General features: G+C 37.7%; 22 protein-coding genes, 2 tRNA genes, 1 pseudogene and 1 riboswitch. Of the genes and pseudogenes, 7 read left to right on the top strand and 18 right to left on the bottom strand.

Annotated elements, in window-relative coordinates; genetic code table 11:
• Nucleotides 1-301: 301 nt before the first annotated feature.
• Nucleotides 302-468, top strand: a pseudogene (locus tag A9501_RS09625) (transposase); the annotation flags it as partial.
• Nucleotides 469-674: 206 nt separating this feature from the next.
• Here the strand turns inward: A9501_RS09625 and bioB are convergent.
• The 4 genes from bioB to thiB all read right to left on the bottom strand — a co-directional run bounded on the left by bioB (nt 675) and on the right by thiB (nt 5043).
• Nucleotides 675-1673, bottom strand: coding sequence for a biotin synthase BioB (gene bioB, locus A9501_RS07750; protein ID WP_065265478.1), 999 nt, complete (start codon nt 1671-1673; stop codon nt 675-677).
• A 119-nt stretch (nt 1674-1792) separates the two neighbouring features.
• Complete coding sequence (gene thiQ / locus A9501_RS07745) at nt 1793-2440, bottom strand: thiamine ABC transporter ATP-binding protein (protein ID WP_065265477.1); 648 nt, start codon at nt 2438-2440, stop codon at nt 1793-1795.
• On the bottom strand, nt 2424-4040 hold the full coding sequence (gene thiP, locus A9501_RS07740) for a thiamine/thiamine pyrophosphate ABC transporter permease (RefSeq protein ID WP_065250340.1): 1617 nt from the start codon (nt 4038-4040) through the stop codon (nt 2424-2426). The genes thiQ and thiP overlap by 17 nt, the downstream gene beginning before the upstream one ends.
• Before the next feature lie 4 nt (nt 4041-4044).
• Nucleotides 4045-5043, bottom strand: coding sequence for a thiamine ABC transporter substrate binding subunit (gene thiB, locus A9501_RS07735; protein ID WP_065265476.1), 999 nt, complete (start codon nt 5041-5043; stop codon nt 4045-4047).
• A gap of 51 nt (nt 5044-5094) precedes the next feature.
• Nucleotides 5095-5182, bottom strand: a riboswitch (TPP riboswitch).
• Between the two features lie 387 nt (nt 5183-5569).
• On the opposite strand from thiB, the gene copM reads away from it, so the two are divergent.
• Nucleotides 5570-5947, top strand: a complete 378-nt coding sequence (gene copM, locus A9501_RS07725) for a CopM family metallochaperone (protein WP_046942448.1) — start codon at nt 5570-5572, stop codon at nt 5945-5947.
• A 28-nt stretch (nt 5948-5975) separates the two neighbouring features.
• Here the strand turns inward: copM and A9501_RS07720 are convergent, their stop codons facing one another.
• From A9501_RS07720 to murJ, 7 genes are all read right to left on the bottom strand, one after another.
• Entirely contained in the window at nt 5976-6323 is a 348-nt protein-coding gene (locus A9501_RS07720) for a ComEA family DNA-binding protein (RefSeq protein WP_065265475.1), read from the bottom strand.
• Between the two features lie 170 nt (nt 6324-6493).
• Entirely contained in the window at nt 6494-7438 is a 945-nt protein-coding gene (ispH, locus tag A9501_RS07715; protein WP_005634483.1) for a 4-hydroxy-3-methylbut-2-enyl diphosphate reductase, read from the bottom strand.
• The gene (gene lspA / locus A9501_RS07710; protein WP_005639176.1) at nt 7435-7950 is read right to left on the bottom strand and encodes a signal peptidase II; all 516 of its coding nucleotides are present in this window, start codon (nt 7948-7950) and stop codon (nt 7435-7437) included. The genes ispH and lspA overlap by 4 nt, the downstream gene beginning before the upstream one ends.
• Before the next feature lie 69 nt (nt 7951-8019).
• Complete coding sequence (locus A9501_RS07705; protein WP_065265474.1) at nt 8020-9579, bottom strand: phosphoethanolamine transferase; 1560 nt, start codon at nt 9577-9579, stop codon at nt 8020-8022.
• Between the two features lie 76 nt (nt 9580-9655).
• Complete coding sequence (gene ileS / locus A9501_RS07700; RefSeq protein WP_065265473.1) at nt 9656-12481, bottom strand: isoleucine--tRNA ligase; 2826 nt, start codon at nt 12479-12481, stop codon at nt 9656-9658.
• A 35-nt stretch (nt 12482-12516) separates the two neighbouring features.
• Nucleotides 12517-13437, bottom strand: a complete 921-nt coding sequence (ribF, locus tag A9501_RS07695; RefSeq protein WP_065265472.1) for a bifunctional riboflavin kinase/FAD synthetase — start codon at nt 13435-13437, stop codon at nt 12517-12519.
• Nucleotides 13438-13483: 46 nt separating this feature from the next.
• On the bottom strand, nt 13484-15058 hold the full coding sequence (gene murJ, locus A9501_RS07690) for a murein biosynthesis integral membrane protein MurJ (RefSeq protein WP_065265471.1): 1575 nt from the start codon (nt 15056-15058) through the stop codon (nt 13484-13486).
• Between the two features lie 266 nt (nt 15059-15324).
• Here murJ and rpsT point away from each other — a divergent pair, with 266 nt between their 5' ends.
• Nucleotides 15325-15588 carry a 30S ribosomal protein S20 gene (gene rpsT / locus A9501_RS07685; RefSeq protein ID WP_005641305.1) on the top strand — a complete coding sequence of 88 codons (264 nt, stop codon included), beginning with the start codon at nt 15325-15327 and terminating at the stop codon, nt 15586-15588.
• A 54-nt stretch (nt 15589-15642) separates the two neighbouring features.
• Here rpsT and bamC read toward each other — a convergent pair whose 3' ends face one another.
• On the bottom strand, nt 15643-16644 hold the full coding sequence (gene bamC / locus A9501_RS07680) for an outer membrane protein assembly factor BamC (protein ID WP_065265470.1): 1002 nt from the start codon (nt 16642-16644) through the stop codon (nt 15643-15645).
• An 86-nt stretch (nt 16645-16730) separates the two neighbouring features.
• Nucleotides 16731-17627: a 4-hydroxy-tetrahydrodipicolinate synthase gene (gene dapA / locus A9501_RS07675; RefSeq protein WP_065265469.1), complete on the bottom strand. Its 897-nt coding sequence runs from the start codon at nt 17625-17627 to the stop codon at nt 16731-16733.
• Nucleotides 17628-17729: 102 nt separating this feature from the next.
• Here dapA and bcp point away from each other — a divergent pair, with 102 nt between their 5' ends.
• The 4 genes from bcp (at nt 17730) to A9501_RS07655 (ending at nt 20037) form a co-directional block, all read left to right on the top strand.
• A complete protein-coding gene (bcp, locus tag A9501_RS07670; RefSeq protein WP_048952705.1) occupies nt 17730-18197 on the top strand; it encodes a thioredoxin-dependent thiol peroxidase in 468 nt (155 codons plus the stop codon).
• A gap of 163 nt (nt 18198-18360) precedes the next feature.
• A complete protein-coding gene (gene exbB / locus A9501_RS07665) occupies nt 18361-18813 on the top strand; it encodes a TonB-system energizer ExbB (RefSeq protein WP_048952706.1) in 453 nt (150 codons plus the stop codon).
• A gap of 3 nt (nt 18814-18816) precedes the next feature.
• Nucleotides 18817-19254: a TonB system transport protein ExbD gene (exbD, locus tag A9501_RS07660; protein ID WP_065265468.1), complete on the top strand. Its 438-nt coding sequence runs from the start codon at nt 18817-18819 to the stop codon at nt 19252-19254.
• Nucleotides 19255-19263: 9 nt separating this feature from the next.
• Nucleotides 19264-20037, top strand: coding sequence for an energy transducer TonB (locus tag A9501_RS07655; protein WP_065265467.1), 774 nt, complete (start codon nt 19264-19266; stop codon nt 20035-20037).
• Between the two features lie 85 nt (nt 20038-20122).
• On the opposite strand, the gene A9501_RS07650 is transcribed toward A9501_RS07655, so the two are convergent.
• The 5 genes from A9501_RS07650 to mltC all read right to left on the bottom strand — a co-directional run bounded on the left by A9501_RS07650 (nt 20123) and on the right by mltC (nt 22961).
• On the bottom strand, nt 20123-20947 hold the full coding sequence (locus A9501_RS07650; protein WP_048952709.1) for a class II glutamine amidotransferase: 825 nt from the start codon (nt 20945-20947) through the stop codon (nt 20123-20125).
• A gap of 102 nt (nt 20948-21049) precedes the next feature.
• Nucleotides 21050-21427 (bottom strand): cytochrome b562, encoded by a 378-nt coding sequence (locus tag A9501_RS07645; RefSeq protein ID WP_083071919.1) that lies wholly within the window; start codon nt 21425-21427, stop codon nt 21050-21052.
• A 67-nt stretch (nt 21428-21494) separates the two neighbouring features.
• Nucleotides 21495-21570, bottom strand: a tRNA-Asn gene (locus A9501_RS07640).
• Between the two features lie 2 nt (nt 21571-21572).
• Nucleotides 21573-21648, bottom strand: a tRNA-Phe gene (locus A9501_RS07635).
• 239 nt (nt 21649-21887) lie between these two features.
• A complete protein-coding gene (gene mltC, locus A9501_RS07630; protein WP_065265466.1) occupies nt 21888-22961 on the bottom strand; it encodes a membrane-bound lytic murein transglycosylase MltC in 1074 nt (357 codons plus the stop codon).
• Nucleotides 22962-22964 lie beyond the last annotated feature (3 nt).

Below are 22964 nucleotides of genomic sequence, written 5' to 3'. Positions count from 1 at the left end.
ATTTTAACTAACAACTATTTATTTGAAGTAGATAAGATAGAATAAAGCTTCTTCAGAATAGAGAATAAAATAAAAGATAAAAAAACCAGTCGAAAGGCTGGGTTTTTTCTATTATTATAGCCAGACTTTCGTCTGGCTATAATAATATACGCTATTAATATGGAGCCAAATAGCTTAAGCGATGAATAGAAAAATCCTAACTATATAATGCCAAAATTTAACATATAGGAGGATTATCATAGTAAGTAAAGTTAATGACGACTGAAGTCTATAATTTACAAAATGGAATGGTAAGTATCATATTGTTTTTATTCCGAAGTACATAAGAAAAGTAAACAGGATAAAACCAATTTATGGAAGGTGAAGAGTAGATATAGGGTAAATATTGAGACGGTTATATGGTTATAAAAATATAAGATAATTGAAGTATGTATAATGCCAGACCATATTCATATGCTCTTTGCTCTCTTTAAGGGAAGGTAAGAAAATAATTAGATAGATTGTCAATTCTCACAAGCCCTTTTAAGGCTTGTGAAGTATAGGGCGTTATAAGAGTGCCTAAGAACTGACGTTTTGTGCGGATTGTTATTGGCTACTGGAAAAGTATTATGATATATAAAAATAAAGAAAAGAGTAGATTAATACTTAATTTCTCAGCTACCTAATGCAAACTACTACCTTTTATTTTCTGCATTTTCTGGCTCTAAATCTAATTTTGCCATTAATAACTGATCGCCATCTTCTTCTGGGTTACCTGTGACAAGTAATTTATCGCCATAGAAAATCGAATTTGCACCCGCCATAAAACACATTGCTTGCATTTCTTCACTCATACCACTACGGCCTGCAGAAAGGCGAACATAGCTTTTTGGCATGGTAATACGTGCAACGGCAATCGTTCGCACAAATTCTGTCCAATCTAATTCTTCCGCATCGGCTAACGGTGTACCTTCAACCTTAACGAGTTGATTAATCGGCACTGACTCAGGTTGCGGATCAAGATTTGCAAGGCTAGCGATTAATCCAGCTCGTTCTTTGCGGGTTTCATTCATCCCCACAATGCCGCCACAACACACTTTTAACCCAGCTTTGCGCACTTTTCCTAACGTGCTAAGGCGATCATCAAAGCGGCGAGTACCAATCACTTCTGCATAATGTTCTGGTGCTGTATCAAGATTATGATTGTAATAATCTAATCCCGCCTCTTTTAAATCTTCTGCCATACCATCTTGCAATAAACCAAAAGTACCGCAAGTTTCTAAACCGAGCGATTTCACTGCTTTAATAATTTCTGTGACTTTCTCAATATCTTTTGGCTTAGGGCCTCGCCAAGCTGCGCCCATACAAAAACGCCCCGCTCCACGCGCTTTCGCAATTTTTGCTTTCGCGACGATCTCATTAACATCTAATAATTGCTGATTTTGTACCCCCGTGTGATAACGGGCTGATTGAGGGCAATAACCACAATCTTCAGGGCATCCCCCCGTTTTGATAGACATTAACGTGGATAACTGAATCGCTCGAGGATTAAAATGCTTGCGATGAACTTGCGCAGCTCGGTAAACCAATTCCAAAAATGGCGTTTCAAATAACGCCTCAACTTTGCAAACAGACCAATATTCAACGCTTGGATGTGGTGTAATGGAGTTAATTTGTAGTTTTTCAGTTAACATATTTTTCCTTTGAAAGTACGGTGAATAATCACCGCATTTTTGTATCTTATCTTTATTCAGTTTATAGGCTGGTATCGATAGCCATGAATAGATTCACAAGTTATAAAATCTATATAATTTTACGTCTCTTTTTGCAATTGACTTATCTGACCATTTTCCACCAACAATACTCGATCTATCGTACCAACTAATTCCGATGGTTGGTGAGTAACAAGTAACAACGTCAGATGTTTCTCATCACAAAGTTGGGCAATTAAAGCAAGCATTTCTACACGAAGTTTCTGATCTAATGCGGAAAAAGGCTCATCTAATAACAAGATGGGTTTATCTCGCAATAAACAACGCGCCAAAGCCACTCGTTGTTTTTGACCACCTGAAAGAGAATTCGGTAAACGTTGCAAATAATCGCCCAATCCTACAGAACAAGCGACCTGTTCAATTTTTTCCCGCTCAAGTGCGGTTAATTTTAAAGAGGGTTTTACCCCCAACGCAAGATTTTGCTGTACGGTTAAATGAGGAAATAAATTATTTTCTTGAAATAACATGGAAACTGGACGCTCGTAGGGTGCGCTACGAGTATGATTTTTATCATTTAACCAAATTTCTCCTTGATGAGGAAATTCAAATCCAGCGATTAAATTCAATAACGTACTTTTCCCCGCCCCACTTTCGCCAATAATTGAGACACGCTCGCCAGCATTTACGCTCAAATTAAAGCACATCGGTAAGGTTTTATCGTTCAAAATCACATTATTTAGATAAATCATTGTCATCCCTATGTGTGTGAATAAAGGTAAACAATATGCCACAAAGCAATAATAAAATCCCTGCAGTTACAGCTGCATCTTGATTACGATAATTACCTAGCTGCAGATATAACAAGTGTGGTAGAGAAGTAAACTCTTGATTGCCGAACAACGCAATAGCCGTAAAATCCCCTAAAGATAGCGCCAAAGCTAAAGCAAAAGCATAGCGCAATGGTGCACGTAAAGTTTGCCACTCAATCAGATAAAAACGTTGCCAGCCCAAAATTCCCAGACTATTACACAGATTTTCGTAATAGCGCATATTGTTATGAAAAGGTGCGCTCAAAATACGCAAAACAAAAGGCATTGCACTTAACGCATTGCAAAATACAACAATCGTAAACAAATCAATATTCGAAAAATCACGCTCTTGTAATAATAAAAATAGCCCCATTGCGAGTACTAAAATCGGGATTGCCAAAATCACCATTCCTGCATTAATAATAAATTGCGCAATTTTCTGATAATGCAACCATTCTAAACGGCGTGATAAAAGCAATAAGGCAATCGCCATCATTAATGCAATCAATGCGGACAAGGGCGCGATAGAAAGTGAATAGCCTAACGCACGCCAAAGTTGAGAATTATGCCAAACTGTGAGCAAACTTGGTGAACTCAATGCGCTGACAAGAATATTCAACACTGGCGAAAAAAGGAAAAATATAAAAATAAGTAAGACAAAAACATGGAAAATTTTGACCGCACTTTTAGGTTTCTCAAACCAAGGATTACTATTGCTCAAGCCATTTTGATTAGAGGGAGAAAAACGCGATGTTAAGCTAAATAAAACCAAGCAAAATACAAATTGTAACATGGCAAAAAGTGCTGCTTTTGGCAGATCAAATTCAAATAAAATCGCTTGGTAAATTGCGGTTTCTAACGTTGTATATTGAGGTCCTCCGCCTAGTGTAAGAACAACGGTAAAACTGGTGAAGCAAAGCATAAAAATCAAGCTAAATGTGGGCAAACATTGCTGACGAAAAACAGGCCATTCCACCAATTTAACGAATTGCCAACCTTGTAAATTGAGTTGTGCACCAAGCTGACGTTGCTGATAAGGGATACTTTGCAAACTTTGTAAGAAAAGCTGAGCTGCCAGCGGGATATTGAAAAAAAGATGGGCAATTAAAATACCCGAGAGCCCGTAAATATGTCCCTGCCACGGCATTCCAAAAAGGTTAGCAAACCAAGCTAACCAACCGCTTGAACCATAAATGCCGATCAAACCAAAAATTGCCACTAAAACAGGTAAGACAAAAGTTAGCGACATTAATTTTAATAGCCATTTTTTTCCTGAGAATGGTTGATAAAACAATGCTCGAGCGAGGAGCAGACCAAAAAAAATAGATAAAACAGTAGAAAGTAAGGCCTGTCCAAAACTGAAAAGAATCAAATGCTGTAGGTAATCATCCGTGAACCAAGTTTTCCATTGTAATTCATCGCCCAATGCAAAGATCGAACTTAATGCGCTACCATAAAAAAGAGTAATGAAACTAATGACAACAACGCCGCCCACATAATGACGAGGGCGGAGTTGTGGATGATGAAATAACGAAAACATCAAACTATTTTGTTAATGTAGTTTGCCAAGTGCTAATCCAATTTTTTAAGTGTTCCGTATTCACCGTTGGATTAATTGGAGTTTGAGTTTTTTGTTGGGCTTTAAGCGCATCAAAGTGCGGTTCAATTTCACCTTGAATGACTGGCAACATAATATTGGCTGTCACAATATGTTTTTGTGAGGTAGGTGAAATTAAAAATGCCATAAAATCATCCGCACATTGATTTGGATGGTTTGCGACTCGAGCCGCTAATTCCACTTGAGTGATATGCCCTTCCGCAAAATCAGTCGCTGCATAATTATCTTTTTTCTCAAAAAGTTGGTGATAAAGTGGTGATGTGCTGTAACTTAACACTAAATCAGCTTCGCCTTTTAAGAATGCACCGTAAGTATCTGACCAGCCTTTACCCACTGTTACCGTATGCTTATCTAACGCTTTCCAAGCAGATTGAATTTTGTCCGCTGGATAAATTGCATTCATCCAAACCAATAAACCACGACCCACACTGCTGGTACGAGGATCTTGATAAATTACACGGATATCTTGGCGTTCAACCAATTCTTTCAAACTTTTCGGCGGATTTTGTAATTTAGTTTTGTCATACACAAAAGCATAGTTACCGAAATCGAAAGGTAAGAAGGTTTTATTCGTCCATTTTGTTGGCAGATCAAGTTGAGTTAAATCTACTTTATTTGGCGCGAAAATACCTGTTTTTTCAGCTTGCTCTAAAACAAAGTTATCTAAACCTAGAACAATATCTGCTTTGGTTTTCTTTCCTTCCAAGCGAACTCGATTGAATAACACGCCACCACTTTCAAAAGGCGTAAAATTAATAGCGCATTGTGGGTGCGCTTTCTCAAAATCTTGTTTTACTTTTGGACCAGCTCCCCATTCAGAAGTGAAAGAATCATAGCTATATACGTTAACACTTTGCTGTGATTGGGCTAATGCAGCGGTGGAAAAAAGTGCGGTAGAAATTAAGGTTAATTTAAGAAGTTTCATTATTACATCCTTATTTATATCAAAAGGCAGCAATAATGACGGGAAGGAGATAAGGCTGTATTCCTAGTTTCCTACGTCAGTATTAACTGTTTCAGGTTCACGGGTATGATCTCAGCATATTGCACCCCGACTAGGCTTTTTAGTTTATTAAAATTTACTAAGATTGCCAACGGATTTTTCAAAAGAAATAAACTTTCTACATTTCCTGAAAAAATAAAAAATCCCTGTAAAACAGGGCATTCATAAGAAGTTTTAAAATTAAAAAGTGATTCGATTGGGCTTTCAATGCCTAAATCTGTGTGAGCAATGACTTCAAAACCAAAATCAGCTAATACATCTGCAATTTCTTTTACTTTGCCTTTATTGCCCGTGGCAAGTACAAATCTTTGCTTCGTAATTCTGTCCCTCATATCAAACATTGTCTTATTTTAATATCTCACCAAAAATTTTCGGAATAAATATTGACTTTAACCTTAGGTCAAGGTTTATGATTCGTGCTCATTCAGTTATCACATAGGAGAAAAACATGAAAAAACTTATGACTTTTATCACACTTAGCGCTGCTGCAGTTTCAATTTGTGCCCAAGCTAATGAACAACCGCATCAAGCACACATGAATATGCCAATGCCGACAGGTTCTGCAATGCAACAAGAATTAATGCAAGGTATGAATCAAATGCATCAAGACATGATGGCAGCCATGCAATATAAAGATCCTGATGTTGCTTTTGCAGCAGGTATGTTGCCACACCATATTGGCGCAGTAAAAATGGCGGAAGTTGAATTAAAATACGGAAAAGATCCTGAGATGCGTAAGCTTGCTGAGAATATTATTAACGCACAACAAGCGGAAATTGAACAAATGCAAAAATGGCTTAAAGTGCACAATAAAAAAGCCCTGTAAAACAGGGCATCCATAAGCGGTTTTAAAATTAAAAAGTGATTCGATCACGGTTTCTTTCAAGTGTTGCTTTACCAATCCCTTGCACTTCTAATAGTTGTTCAGCACTCGTGAAATTACCGTGTTTTTCACGATATTGCACTATCGCTTCTGCTTTTTTTGCACCGATTCCTGTTAAGGCTTTTTGAATTTCACTAACGGTTGCCGTATTGATATTCAATTTATTACTCACAGTAGCTGGTGCAACTTGAGCTTCAGTTTGAGTTGCTACAACAGGTTGAGCGGTTTGTTCTGTTGCTTTTTCCTCAGCAAAAGACGAAGAAGCAACAAGCGCACCACACAATACCATCGAAGTAAATAATGTTTTCATTAATTTCATAGAGGTTTCCTTGTAATATGAACATGTTGACGAGCATATCAACACAGCCATTTTTTATGCTTTCAAAAAAACGCTCAAGATTCTTACCGCACTTTTGCGATTCAGATCGCAAAAATTCTTGATTTTAATGAAAAAACAAAGGGCTTATCATTTACGACAAGCCCTTAAGATTAGTTAACTTCTTTTATTCTCAGCTCTTTTGGAACTTCAAAGAACATATTTTCTTCTAACCCTTGTAGTTCTTCTATGGTATTCGCACCAAACTCTTTTAAGCGGGAAATAATCGATTGAACTAATTCTTCGGGTGCAGACGCGCCAGCTGTAATCCCAATGGTTTTCACATCATTAAACCAATCCGCTTGAATATCGGAAGGATCATCAAGAAGCTGTGATTTTACCCCCATTCGAGAGGCCAATTCAGCTAAACGATTTGAATTTGATGAGTTTTTAGAACCTACAACCAACACTAAATCTGATAATTTTGCCAATTCTCGCACCGCTTCTTGACGATTAGTTGTCGCATAACAAATATCGTTTTTGTGTGGCCCTTGAATAGCGGGATATTTTTCCTTTAATGCAGCAATGGTTTCAGCCGTATCATCTAGCGACAACGTCGTTTGCGTCATAAAGGTTAAATCATCATTTTCTTGCATCGGCAAACGTGCAATATCTTCTACTTTTTCAATCAGGAAAATACCGCCATCTTCATTGCTATACTGCCCCATCGTGCCTTCAACTTCAGGATGCCCTTTATGCCCAATCAAAATCGCTTTTGTTCCCTTTCGACTTGCACGCGCAACTTGCATATGCACTTTTGTTACCAAAGGACAGGTTGCATCAAATACTTTGAGATTGCGGTCTTTCGCTTCTTGTCGAACAGCTTGAGATACACCATGCGCAGAAAAAATAACAATAGCACCATCAGGAACTTCGCTTAATTCTTCTACAAAGATCGCGCCACGATCACGCAATCCGTTCACAACAAATCGGTTATGCACCACTTCGTGACGAACATAAATCGGAGCGCCATGAATTTCTAAGGCTAGTTCAACAATGCTAATGGCACGATCTACACCGGCACAAAATCCTCGTGGATTAGCTAAAATTATCTTCATTTCTGACCGCACTTTTCTGCTTGTTTATCTTGTACTTTTTTCTTTTCGCTCTTAAAAGCATCCAATGCTAATAACCCTGCGCCAATACAAATGGCGATATCGGCAATATTAAATACCGGATAATGGTAAATATCCCAGTAGAAATCAAAGAAATCTACGACAAAACCGTTATAAGCGCGATCTACCATATTCGCTAGCGCCCCTCCAATAATGAGTGCATAAGCAGAATTTTGGATTTTTTGTTGGGCATTATTTTTTGCTAAAAAATAAACCAACATGCCAGAGATAGCCAATGCTAACAAAATAAAGAAATATTGTTGCCAGCCGCTATGATCCGCTAAGAAACTAAATGCCGCACCATAATTGCGAACATAGGTGAGATTGAATACAGGCAATACATTAACGCTTTCATACAAATCAAATTTTTGTACTACAATGTATTTAGTGAGCAAATCAACCACAAAAGCGACCGCACTTAACCATAAAAATGAAAGCCCTGATTTTTTGGACATACTATTTCCCTTTTAAAAAAATTCCGCTAATTCTAGCATAAGCCGATAAATGATAAAGCACGATCTCATTTACTGAACGGCTTCGGGTAATTTTGCTGGATCATCAGCCAATTCTTTAACATTCACCACTTTCTTCCAATCAAATACCTTAATTTCCTGTTTTTCAGGATGGAAGAAATTCACACCTTGTAAATGTTTTTCCTTAATCCCCATCCAATCAGCAAAACCATAAACAAAATTAAATGCAGATTGTGGCGTTTTTATTTTTTCTACCTTTTGGCTATCACTCGAAAACATAACGAAAGGAATTTCATAATCTTGTTTATAAAGATTATTTGGATGCAATGATAAGCCTTTAGAATCCTCATAATGAGCAAGCCCGTGATCAGAAAAGTAAATCACCGAATAGGGTTCATTTTGCGCCACTAATTGTGAATTTAATTTTTCTAAAAACTGATCCGTATATTTAATCGATTCTAAATAACAAGACATAGATTGATTAATAAAATAATTTTTAACCTCATACGGAAGACGCTCGCAAAAGGCTGGATGTGAGCCCATTAAATGAATCACAATTAATTTTGGATTCGTAATATTTTCTTTTAAGGCTTTATCTAATACAGGCAACATTTCATCGTCATACACTTTTTTAGAGTTATAACCTAACGGCTTCATAAAAATCGTTTCATCCGCACTTTGACCAATACGAGAGGCCATCGTATCAAATTCACCAATTTTGCCTTGATTAGAAATCCAATAGGTTTTCACACCCGCTTTTTTGGCTAAAGAAATAATATTATCCGTATAAACCGTTTCCCCTTTATCTGCTCGATATAAGGTGCGTTGTAAAGACGGTTGCGTATTTGGTGCCGCAGAATAATAATTTTCAAAAACTGTGCCTTTCACACGCTCTAAAAATGGCGTGGTTTTCAGTGGAAAGCCATATAACGACATATAATCTTTTCGCATGCTTTCACCGATAATCAAAATATAATTTTTATACTTTGGCGTGAAAGATTGAATATCCCATTGAGAAGGCGCATTAACGGATTGATTTAGAAAATCTCGTTGTTCTAAATACAGATCATTCATACGATCAAATTCTGAGTAAAACAGAACAGGATAAAAACGGAATTTATACGCATAGTTCCAATCAGAAAATTGATTGTAAGAAAAAACTAATAATAGGCTGATAACAGCCGTATTTAGCCATTTAAATGCTTGTTGTTTAGCATGAAAACTTAATTTCATTAAAGCAACAAACAGAATGAGATAAGTAGCTTGAAATAAAAATATCCAAAAAGGAATGGTTGTATAGTATTCCAAAGTTTCATTAATATTCGTTTCATAAACAGAAGCGATAATACCCAAAGATGGAATACCATAGAAAAAACCTGCAGAGCAATAAAATAGCGCACTGAGGAATAATACGGTGATTAATATTCGCCCAATCCAAGGGGTGAAATAAAAAGAAATCGCCGTGATAATAAATAAAATTGCGTAATCTGAAACGGGAATATTCTCACTTAATACATTACCCAACCCCATATTGGTAAAAATGGAGAAAACAAGCAATAAGAGATAAAACCATATTGTTTTTGAGCGAATCATTTCTTTTCCTAACATCATCTCTACTTCCTTTTGTACAAAAGTAAAAAAGTGCGGTTAAAATCAACCGCACTTTTATGTTTTACAACGAATTTAATTATGCAAAATGGCGCACTTCACCATTACCCGCCACATTTTCTACACAACGTGGACAAAGTGTAGGATGTTCGGGATTTCCCCCAATTTTGTCAGAATAATGCCAGCAACGTGGACATTTTTCACCGTTTGAACGGGCTACGCTTACCGCAATACCTTCTAACTCATCCGCAGCCACATCCGCTGGTTTGTCTGCTAATGCTTTCACTTCAGCTTTTGAGGTGATTAACACGAAACGTAATTCATTGCCTAATTGTTCTAACAATGCACGATATTCGTCATTAGCATAAACGGTTACTTCTGCTTCTAAACCGCCGCCAATCACTTTATCGTTACGCGCAACTTCTAATACGCGGTTCACTTCAGAACGAACTTTAATCAGTTGTTGCCAGTAAGCATCATCTAATTTTTCATTCTCGCCTAAACCAAACAAGCCTTGATAGAATTCTTCAGTAAATACGAATTCTGCACGAGTACTTTCGGTTTGTGGCAAGTGTTGCCAAATTTCATCGGCAGTGAAAGATAAAATCGGTGCCATCCAACGAACTAATGCTTCCGCAATATGCCATAACGCAGTTTGACAACTACGACGAGCAAGGCTGTCTGCTTTGGTTGTATATTGACGGTCTTTGATAATATCTAAATAGAATGACCCCATTTCTACCGAACAGAAACGCATTAAACGTTGTACCACAGTGTGGAATTGATAGTTATCGTAGGCATCTTTGATTTCTTTTTGCGCATCTAATGCACAAGCTACCGCCCAACGATCTAGGCTAATCATGTCTTCTGGTTTGACTAAATCACGTTTTGGATCAAAACCATTTAAGTTCGCTAATAAGAAACGTGCGGTGTTACGAATACGACGATAGCTGTCCGCTGCACGTTTTAAGATTTCATCAGAAACCGTCATTTCACCGGTATAGTCGGTAGAAGCGACCCATAAACGTAAAATATCACCACCGAATTTATCCATTACTTCTTGTGGTGTCACGATGTTACCGATAGATTTTGACATCTTACGGCCTTGACCATCCACAGTGAAACCATGGGTTAATACTTGTTTGTATGGTGCTTTGCTGTCTGTTGCCGTAGAAAGCATTAAAGAAGACATAAACCAGCCACGGTGTTGGTCAGAACCTTCTAAATACATATCGATATCTTGACCGTTAAATTCCGGACGATTCGCCACAACAGAAGAATAGGTTGATCCTGAGTCAAACCATACATCAAGGGTATCAGGCACTTTGCGATAGGTTTCTGCGTCCGCACCTAATAATTCTTTTTCGTCTAAATCCCACCATGCTTGAATACCAGCTTTCTCTACGCGTTTTGCTACTTCTTCAAGTAACTCTAAGGTACGCGGATGGAGTTCTTCGGTTTCTTTGTGCACGAATAAGGTCATCGGCACGCCCCAAGTACGTTGACGAGAAATACACCAGTCTGGGCGGTTTTCAACCATTTTCTCGATACGTGCTTGACCCCAATCTGGAATCCAACGAACTTGTTTGATTTCGCCTAATGCTTGTTGGCGTAAACCTTGTGTTTCCATGCCGATAAACCATTGTGGTGTCGCTCGGAAAATAATCGGGGTTTTATGACGCCAGCAGTGTGGGTAGCTGTGTTTGATTTTCTCAACTTTTAATAAGTTGCCCACTTCTTGTAATTTTTCAACAACCAATGGATTGGCTTCAAATACGCCTTTGCCTGCAAAGAATTCGGTGGTCGAAATAAATTTACCGTCATTAGATACAAGCCCCGCCATCGGTAAATCATATTGTTTACCCACGACAAAGTCGTCTAAACCGTGATCAGGTGCGGTATGTACTAAACCTGTACCGCCATCAGTGGTCACGTGATCACCTAAAATTACTGGTACAGTGAAATCATAGAACGGATGGTTAAAGCGTACTAACTCAAGCGCCTGACCTTTTACTGAACCTAAAACTTCAACTTGTTCTACGCCCACGGCTTCCGCCACAGACTCCACTAATTCAGCAGCTAAAATTACACGTTCATCGCCAAGTTGTACTAAGTTGTATTCTAAGTCTGCATTGACCGCAATTGCACGGTTAGATGGCATTGTCCAAGGAGTGGTAGTCCAAATCACCGCAGATAATTTGCCATGGCCTTTGCCTACTGCATTAAATTTCTCTTCAATTTCAACCGCACTTACTGCTGGGAAACGAACATAGATAGACGGAGAAACTTTGTCTTCGTATTCCACTTCCGCTTCCGCTAAAGAAGAGCCACAATCCAAACACCAGTGCACTGGTTTTGAACCTTTATATAAATGACCGTTTTCAATCACTTTACCTAAAGTGCGGATAATATTCGCTTCGGTATCGAAATTCATCGTGAGGTATGGATTATCCCAATCGCCCAACACACCTAAACGGATAAAGTCTTTTTTCTGACCGTCCACTTGTTCCGCAGCATATTCGCGACATTTTTGACGGAACTCAGCTGCTGTAATTTTCTCGTTTGGTTTGCCCACTAAACCTTCTACTTTAAGTTCAATAGGCAAACCATGACAATCCCAACCTGGGATATAAGGCGAATCAAAACCTAATGCCGTTTTGGATTTAATAATAATATCTTTCAGAATTTTGTTTACTGCGTGACCAATATGAATGTTACCGTTCGCATACGGAGGACCATCATGCAAAATAAAAGATTTTTTGCCTTTGCTCGCTTCACGAATTTTTTGGTAAAGATTTTTCTCGTACCAATTTTTCAACATATCCGGTTCGCGCTTAGCTAAATCACCGCGCATTGGAAAGCTGGTTTCCGGTAGGTTAAGAGTGTTTTTGTAATCGACTGTCATTTTATTTTCCAATTTTTACATTTTAAAATTAACTATTAAAAAAACGCTTTCGCAGTTTCTACGTCTTTCTCAATTTGCACTTTCAAATCATCAAAAGACGGAAATTTAATCTCGTTTCTAATCTTGTGGCAGAATTCGACTTCCACTATTTGGCCATAAATATTCTGAGAAAAATCAAACAAATGAACTTCTAATAATTGCATTAATCCATTTATAGTTGGGCGTTTTCCCATATTTGCCACGCCGTTAAAAATTTCACCCGATTTTAACCGCACTTTTACGGCATAAACGCCTTTGATTGGATTGACTTGTCTATGCAAACGAATATTTGCCGTTGGAAATCCGATTGTTCTACCTAACTTATTACCATGGATCACACGTCCGAAAATACGATAAGGTTTACCGAGTAAATTTTCTGCAAGTTGTAAATCATCATTCGCCAACGCTTCACGAATTGCCGTACTACTAATTCGCTGTTCATCTAGACAAAAGCTACGGTTATCTTCAACAATAAAACCAAAACGCTTACCTGCTGCTTGCAACATTGCAAAATTGCCTTGGCGTTTTGAACCGAACTTGAAATCATCGCCAATGCTTAAAAATTTCACATGTAGATGATTAACAAGCGTTTGTTCAATAAAAACATCGGCTGGTTGCTCAGCAAAAGTGCGGTCAAATTTCGCCACAATTACGACATCAACCTTGGCCTTTTCTAGATAATAAATTTTGTCACGCAAACGCATTAAGCGCGCTGGTGCATTTTCTCCCATAAAATATTCACGAGGCTGTGATTCAAACAACAATACCGCCATGGGTAAATTTAATTCGTCAGCTTTTTGGCGCAAATGGCGAAGGACTGCTTGATGCCCTAAATGCACACCATCAAAGTTGCCGATCGTTAGCGCACAACCTTGTAAAACACGATTTGCATTATGAAGCCCACGAATTAATTGCATGTCCTTATCCATGAAAATAAGAGAATTTCGGCATTATAGCGAGAAGTTAGTTTTTTGTCAGCAAATGGTGCTTGCGAACGCCCAATAAAATCAACGTTGCTCCATAAACTATTGCGGCTAATACAATCAACCAAACAAGCCAATAAACACGCATGAAGAAATCCATTTTCGCCCATTGGTTGATTTCAGGCACGTAATACCAAACTGCTGCGCCCATTGCGATTGCTGCCAATAAAACTTTTCCAAAAAAGACCGCACTTTTACGTGAAAAATGATAGACATCCGCTTTGGCTAAGCCGCGATAGAGTAAATAGGCATTAAGGGTTGCTGACATTGCTGAAGCAATAGCTAAACCCACATAACTGAAAGGAATCGCCAATAAGTTAAACCCCATATTACTCACCATGGCAATAATGCCGATTTTTACTGGCGTTTTGGTATCTTGGCGGGCGTAATAGCCATTGGCGAGGATTTTAATCAACATAAAGCTAAGTAAACCCGCATTAAATGCCCATAAAGAATAAGAGGCGGCATGAACATCATTTAGCATGAAATTTCCACGCATAAATAGCGTAAGTAACATCGGTTGAGCCAATACTGCAATACCAATGGCTGCGGGAACGCCAAGTAGTAAAATCATTCGCACGCCCCAATCCATTGTATTACGAAAATCAACCGCACTTTTAGCTGAATCGCCTTCACGATTAACATGGTGGCGAGCAAGTGTTGGCAAAATTACGGTAGAAATAGCAATACCAAATAAACCGAGAGGAAATTCTAGTAAGCGATCGGAATAATACAACCAGCTAATTGAACCTGTCATTAAAAAGCTTGCAATCACTGTATCCAGCAAAAGATTAATTTGACTTACCGATACACCAAATAACGCAGGGATCATTAATTTGCGGATTTTAGTTACGCCTTCATCCCGCCAAGCCCATTTGGGTTTCACCAGTAAACCGGCTTGTTTCATAAATGGAATTTGAAATAAGAACTGTAATAAGCCGCCTAGAAAAATACCGATAGCCAATGCAAGATCTGGATTATCCATTTGTGGTGCAAGGAAAAGTGCGGTGGCAATCATCGCTATATTTAATAACACGGGTGAAAAGGACATCACGCCGAATTTCCCAATCGTGTTAAGCACAGCTCCAGAAAGGGCTACAAAAGTGATAAACCATAAATAGGGAAAAGTTATTTTAAGAAGAAGAGAGGCTTGTTCAAATTTATGTGCATCAGGGCCATCATTCATCCAATCGGTAAACCAGCCCATCCCAAATAAAGCAGCAACGACAGGCGAACCAACCATCGCGAGGATCGTAACAATACTCACCAATCCTCCAAGGGTACCAGAAACTTTTCCAATAAATTCTCGGGTTTTATTAATATCACCAGATTTTTGATATTCTGCGAGAACAGGGACAAAAGCCTGTGAAAAAGCCCCTTCAGCGAATAAACGGCGAAGAAAATTTGGAATACGATTAGCAAATAAAAAAACGTCCGCCGCAGCACCTGCACCAATGAGATGAGCGATAACTACATCGCGCACAAGACCTAACACTCTTGATAATAAAGTCATAGAACTAACAACAATGCTAGATTTTAAAAGTCGTTTACTCAAAATATTCTTCTCTACCCTAAAATTTTTGCCTAATTGTATAGAAATTTTGTTTTTACGCTATATTCCGTGAAAAAAAACTGATAAAATCCGCCGCACATCGTTTGTGTGAGCCCATATTGAAAGAGCTTGTAAAAATAACGATACTTACTTTCGGTTGTGTCTCACCGAAATCAACACAAATTTTTCATTGACAAAAGTATAAAAAATCGGCATATTGACGCCCTTTATTTTGTCTATCAATCAACAGAAATTTTAGGAGTTTGACCTTGGCTAATATCAAGTCAGCAAAAAAACGCGTGGTTCAATCTGAAAAACGCCGCCAACATAACGCAAGCCAACGCTCTATGATGCGTACTTACATCAAAAAAGTATATGCTCAAGTAGCAGCAGGTGAAAAAGCAGCAGCTGAAGCAGCATTCGTTGAAATGCAAAAAGTTGTTGACCGTATGGCTTCTAAAGGCTTAATCCACGCTAACAAAGCAGCAAACCACAAATCTAAATTAGCTGCACAAATCAAAAAATTAGCGTAATTTTTAGCTAGAAAGAATGAAAAATAAAACCGCACTTTAAAGTGCGGTTTTTCTTTATCTTGATATGATATTACTTATCGCCTGATAGATCTTTCTTGCATCATCTCCAGAAAGTGAATGCCCTTTTTCATCAGAGATAACCATTGAACTTTGTTTGCCATGATCCGAGATTTGCATATTGTAAATACCGTTATCTATTTTGGGGGATTCGATACCTAAGCGTAGCCAGTCTTCTTTATTTAAAGAGGAATATTTCAATTCGCGATATCCTCTGCCAGAGGTTTCAGATTTAATCGCAAAACCCACTTTAGGTAAGGCATAGCCTAATTTTTCCCATGCTTGGTTAAATGTCGTATTCATTGCTAAAGCGATTTGACCATTTAGATCTTGGATAATGTGCGATGAAATAGCCCCTACTGAAGCGTTAGATAAATCTTGCTGTTGTTTTGTATAAGCTGATGTTAATGAATATATGAGACGATTCAGACGATCAGAGGTATAACGCTGTTTTTCAGACACACTTGGTGTGAAGATGATACCATCACGACGTGTTTGTAACACCGATACGGCAAGTGCACTAGAGCGGCGATCGGTAACATGCTCTATTTGATATTTAATTTCGACATTTTTATCTCCAATACGATCAGTTGGTGACCAATCCGTCGTTAAAACACTCCCCTGAACAGTGGATGAAATATTTTCTTCTTTCAGTAGACGTTCAACTTGCTTTAAATTATAGATGCTTGTTTGTTCTTCTGGATATACTATAAGGGCTCGTTCTCCATCAAATTGTGTTAATGAATTTTGAATAATTGCTAATGGTGTTGATGGTGGACGAATATCGATATTTTCCCCTTTTTTGAAGGCAATATTAGGTAATGCATAAGTGTTGTCTGCAACAGGTAAGTTAACGCCTCCTGTTGCTAATGGAGAGAAACCTGGAATACTGGCTTCTGATTTTTGGAATGTATCATTAGCGGTTTTTAGCTTTTCTGGATCAGATGAACAACCACTTAGCACAACAGTTGCAGCCAAACCTAATATTATTTTTTTCATGTTTAGAATCCTATAAAATAAACGAAAAATCAATAATACTTTTGCGATAATAAAAATATGGGACAATGATCTGCCCCTTATTTTATTTATAATAATCCCGCAAATTTTAATGCTTCTTCTACTTTGGGTTGAACGTTTTCGCTTAATATGGTTAGCGGTAAACGTAAGTGAGGAGATTTAATTAAACCTAAACGATAAGCTGCCCATTTAACTGGTATTGGATTGGATTCAATAAATAAATCATTATGTAAGCGCATCAGGCGAGCATTAATTTCTTCGGCTTTAGTAAAATCACCTGAAAGTGCATAACGACACATATCAGCCATATCTTTTGAAGCAAGATTATTAGTAACGGAAATAACCCCTTCAGCCCCTAATTTCATTGCTTCTAAACTAGTTGCATCGTCGCCACTTAAAACAATGAAATCTTGACCTGCAAGTGCTTTAATTTTTGTTACACGACTTACATCGCCTGTTGCTTCTTTAATACCTACAATATTTTTAATCTGGGCTAAACGAGCAACTGTTTCAGGTTTCATGTCACTACCAGTACGTCCTGGTACATTGTAAAGAATTTGTGGTAGATCGGTACATTCAGCAATGGCTTTAAAATGTTGGTACATACCTTCTTGAGTCGGCTTATTATAGTAAGGCACGACAGATAAACAACCGGCGACACCACTATCGCGTAATAATTTTGTCATCGTTATTGCTTCACTAGTAGCGTTTGCGCCAGCCCCTGCAATAATTGGAATACGTCCTTTCGCAAATTCTACTGTCTTCTCAATAACCTTTACATTTTCTTCAATACTTAATGTGGCAGATTCACCGGTTGTTCCTACAGAAACAAGCGCATTAGATCCGGCATCAATATGATGCTCAACTAATTTTTCTAAACAAGCAAAATCAATTTCGCCATAGTTATTCATTGGTGTGACAAGAGCCACAATACTGCCAGAAAATAAAGGATTTTGAGCTGACATAGAACCTCCGTTTATCTTTTTGATTTTATTATTTGGTATATCTCTCTATAGTCGCTAAAATGGCTTGAATTTGCAAATCTTTTTTTTTCAAAGGAGTCTTTTATGAATAGATTGATTGCGGGAAACCAAGCACCGGCTTTTACATTATTGAATCAACAAGAAAGTCCTATTTCTTTAAGTGATTTTAGGGGAAAAAAAGTGCTTGTCTATTTTTATCCTAAAGCACTTACCCCTGGTTGTACGAGTCAAGCATGTGGATTACGTGATAGCAAGTCTGAGTTAGATGAATTAGGACTTGTTATATTGGGGATTAGCCCAGATATGCCGAAAAAATTGGCGCAATTTATTGAGAAAAAAGCACTTAATTTTACGCTACTTTCAGATCCTGATCATCAAGTTGCAGAAATGTTTGGCGTATGGGGGGAGAAGAAATTTATGGGAAAAACCTATGATGGTATTCATAGAGTCAGCTTTTTAATTGATGAAAATGGAAAAATTATGCATGTATTTGATAAATTTAAAACTACAGTTCATCACCAAGTTATCGTAGATTATCTTAAAAATCTTTAAACCTTTTTCAAAACTTACCGCGCTTTATGTAAAGTGCGGTAAAAAAACATTATTTTTTAGTTCGATATTTACGTCTAATCCTAGCTTTGCTAAAATTCTCTACAATTGAAATTCATTCTCAATTATATTTCCAATAAAATTCTCAAATAATAAGGACAGAAAAATGTTACAGCTTTTTGATTTTTTACAACAATACAGTGATTTTATCATTATTGGTTTACTGCTACTGATGAGTGTGACGATGTTAGCAATGGTAACCGAGCGTTATATTTTTTTACGTAAAGTTAATGTTGCGCATTACTCAACTATTCATGAGTTAGATATTGATTTGAATCGTAACATGACCACGATTTCAACAATTGGAGCTAATGCGCCTTATGTTGGATTACTCGGAACGGTTATCGGAATTTTGCTTACTTTTTATCAAATTGGCCACGGTGGTGGTGATATTGATGCAGGCATTATTATGATGCATCTTTCACTTGCGTTAAAAGCAACAGCATTAGGGATTCTCGTCGCAATTCCTTCTATGGTATTTTATAACGGTTTAGGACGTAAGGTAGAAGTTAATCGTTTGAAATGGAAAGTGTTAAACGAACCAAAAGATAAGGAATAGTCTGTGAAAAAATTTGATGAAATCAACATTATCCCTTTTATCGATATTATGTTGGTGTTACTTGCTGTCGTCTTGATTACAGCATCATTTATTTCTCAAGGTAAAATTCAAGTAAATGTGCCAAAGGCGAGTACTGCTGTGGCATTCAAATCTGATGATCTCGCTAAATTATTAACGGTTACAGCGGATAAACAACTCTATTTTAATGATAAACCTATTTCGCAAGAGGCTCTTGAGGCTGAGGTTGCACGCTGGAATAAGGATCAGAAAGTCACCTTGAAGATTGATGCAGAAGCATCTTTTCAGGATTTTGTAACAATCACAGATATGCTTGCTAAAAATGATATTAAAAATGTTGCGATTGTTTCAATGAAAGACAAAGGGCAGGGAAAAAGTGGCCGGGCTCCCGTCTCTACTCAATCTATTTCTACCGCACCTTAAGGAATCATTATGCAGCAAACAAAACGTTCGCTCTTAGGTTTGCTAGTTTCTTTATTGGTACATGGCATTATAGTTGGTTTACTTTTATGGACTTGGAATAAACCAAGTGATAGCGCCAATAATGCCGCAGGAGACATTGCAACGAGCATTTCTATGGAAATGGTGCAGGGAATGGTTATGGAAGAGCCTGCACCTGAGCCTCAAAATATGCAGAAAGAACCTGAGCCGGAGAAGAAAGAGGTTGTGGAAGATCCCACAGTGAAGCCTGAGCCTAAAAAAATTAAAGAGCCAGAAAAAGAAAAGCCTAAGCCTAAGGAAAAGCCTAAAGAAAAACCAAAGGATAAACCTAAGAAAGAGCTTAAACCTCAAGATAAGCCTATTAATAAAGATTTACCAAAAGGTGATAAAAATATCGATTCTACTGCGAATGCTAATGCAAAAGCGACAACAACGAGTACAGCTAATAGCAATGCTCAAGTAGCTGGTTCAGGAACTGATTCAAGTGAAATAGCTGCTTATCGTTCGGCGATTCGTCGTGAAATTGAACGTCATAAACGTTATCCAACTAGGGCAAAAATGATGCGTAAACAGGGTAAAGTCAGCGTATCCTTTAATGTTTCGGGTGACGGTTCATTAACTGGTGCACATATAACTCAGTCATCCGGTGATGAAAGTTTAGATAATGCAGCGCTTGATGCGGTGAATAGTGCGAGCTCTGTTGGTGCAAGACCTGCTGGATTCCCTTCGGGATTAAATGTACCGATTAGTTTTACGCTTCAGTAATAAAAATAAAGGTATATAGGATAAAATAAAAGTGCGGTTAAAATCAATGAAACTTAACCGCACTTTTATTCTGACTAGAAAATAGTTAGATCGTTCTATTACCTAATGTGCCATCATCAATTGCTGCTTTGGGTGTACCGATGACTTCAGCGATTTTATCTCCATTTTTAAAAAAAACAAATCCGCCATTTTCCATTTTTGTCCAGGTTTCATCTTTGGTAAGTGGAAAGGTTGTAATAATGTTTACCTTATCTCCCTCTTTTGCATAATCACTAAAATCAATGACGCCGTCGTCATCAATACGATGTGCTTTTCCAAAAGGCGCTTTTCGCATTAAATAATGCAGGTTAGTGGAGCAGTGCGCAATCATCCATTCACCATTGGATAAAATAAAGTTGAATGTACCGTGTTGAGCCAGCTCTTTTGTCACTTTTTGAATTGCCTCAAAAACTTCCATTTCGCTAGGTTTTTGGCGGTAGGTATTTTTGAGATATTCTGCTAAATAACAAAAAGCAGCCTCAGAATCAGTAGAACCAATAGGTTGTAAAAAGTAGTTACTCATATCAGGTAAATTTTTTAAATTACCATTATGCGCAAATACCCAGTTCTCCCCCCAGATTTCACGAATGAAAGGATGGGTGTTTTCGATATTAACATCACCTTGAGTTGCTTTACGAATATGAGCAATAACGTTTAGTGATTTAATCTTGTATTGTTTGACGCAATCTGCAATAGGCGAGTTACTTGCAGGATGATTATCACGAAAAACACGTACGCCACGCCCTTCAAAAAAAGCGATACCAAAGCCATCAGAATGGCAATCTGTTAACCCTGCACGACGACGAAATCCCTCAAAAGAAAAAACGATATCCGTTGGTGTGTTGCAGTTCATTCCGAGTAATTGACACATAGTTTAGATATATAACCCCATAATATGTATTGATTTAACACCATTATAGGGGGGATTTCAAGAGAAGTGCGGTGAATTTTTATAATAAAACGTTACATTTTATTACTTATATAACTTATGGTACATTTGTCGTAATTCTGACATTTCATATAGCTTTGTTTTAGCCGCATCAAGTTTGCCTTCTTTAGCTAAATTAGAGGCCTCTGTGGCTACATCAATCACTTTTTGAATACCTTGTTGATAACCAGGAAATTGAGATTGATCTCCGTTCCATTTTGTCGGTATGGTTACTTTTGAGTGTTCGGCAGCATTAATAAATGCGCTTATGTTATTTTGGAATTCTTCTGATGAAGAGGTTTTTGATGCTAATACCAAACGTTGGGACATAATCATCATTTCATCACGAAGATTAATAGGATTTGTTGCAAAAGTGGAAGAGGCAAATACAGCAAGGCCCATAAATGCAAGAAATTTTTTCATTTGTATACCCTTAAAAAATAAAAGATAGCAAAAAGCCGCTAAATTTCTTTAGCGGCTTTTTAGAATTTGGCTCCTCCTGCGGGACTCGAACCTGCGACATATGGATTAACAGTCCACCGTTCTACCGACTGAACTAAGGAGGAAATGGTGCCTCGAGGCGGAATCGAACCACCGACACGGGGATTTTCAATCCCCTGCTCTACCGACTGAGCTATCGAGGCGTTATCATTATCGGCTGCTGCCTGACAACGGAGCGTATTAAACTATTTTTTCGAGAGCCGGTCAATAACTAAATTTAAAAAAAATGAAAAAACTGTTTTGTTTGGATAGTTAATCATCAAAGTGTTTATTAAAACAACTAAAATTTATAATTTGCTTATTTATTTTACAATCATCTTTTTATAAAAAAATGCTCGTTGAAATGGTTCAACGAGCATTTAGTTATGATTAAAGGGCTGTATTATCGTCTTACACGGAATTTTTTCTGTGCTTGATCTACTTTTAATAGGTAATTTCGTGCTTGAGCAGATGGATGAGCGGTTGTCAGAATGCGGAAAACTTGTTCCGGATACATTTGATTGATTTTATAAATCGCTTCATCTTTATCATTATCAAATACACGTAACACCGCACCTGCACCACTATTATAAGCAGAAATCATAGCAAAGCGTTTTGATGTCGGATTGGTAATGCCATCTAAATATTGGTTTTGAAGAAGCCATAAATAAGAGACGCCCGAATCAATATTATTTGCTGGATCGTATAAATAATGCTCTGATGGCTGCCCACTTTTCCCTTTCATAGCAAATACATCACGGCCCGCAGTGCGTGGAACAACTTGCATTAAACCAATAGCATTTGCATAGCTAATTGCATAAGGGTTAAAGCTTGATTCTGTTTGCATAATACCTAAGATCAGACTTTCATCAATGCCATAACGTTCAGAGGCCTTACGAACTAATGGTAAATATTTCTGAGCGCGGACTTCCACGTGGTTTGCAATCATAGGAATTGCAACAAATTGCACGGTATGACCATTTTGTAGGCGGCGTGTTTGTAATTTATTTTGGATCAAATAAGTTGCAAAATTACTTGCAATAAATTGGTTTGCAATTTGCTGACCTTGGTGGTCTACCACCTGTCCTAAAAGAAACGGACGAGAGCTAATGGGAACATCACCTGAGGCAAATAAATCAATTCCTTTTGCATCTGCTCCCATTAATAACGTATGAACAATTGCATTATGTAAACGATTAAGGTCTTGTTGTGTTTCAATGACAATATTACCTTCATCAAAACTTACGTGGCTACGAGTATAAAAAGAATCGGTATATTTTACGTAATCTTTACGGCTGGCCACTAATAATTCATTTACACCCCAAATACGATCAATATTATGTGAGAATTGTCCAGTAAGAATGTCTAAACCTTGTGTATCTTTTGCAAAGGCTTCATCGTAATTAATACTGCGGTTCGGAGAGTCGCTACAAGCATATAAAAAAGGCAGTAATGCTAATAATAAATACTTTTTCATTGT

Origin of the sequence: Haemophilus sp. CCUG 66565 (assembly GCF_001679495.1) — a bacterium.
Taxonomy (GTDB): Bacteria; Pseudomonadota; Gammaproteobacteria; order Enterobacterales; family Pasteurellaceae; genus Haemophilus; species Haemophilus haemolyticus_K.
This window is presented reverse-complemented; position numbering and strand designations above follow the sequence as displayed.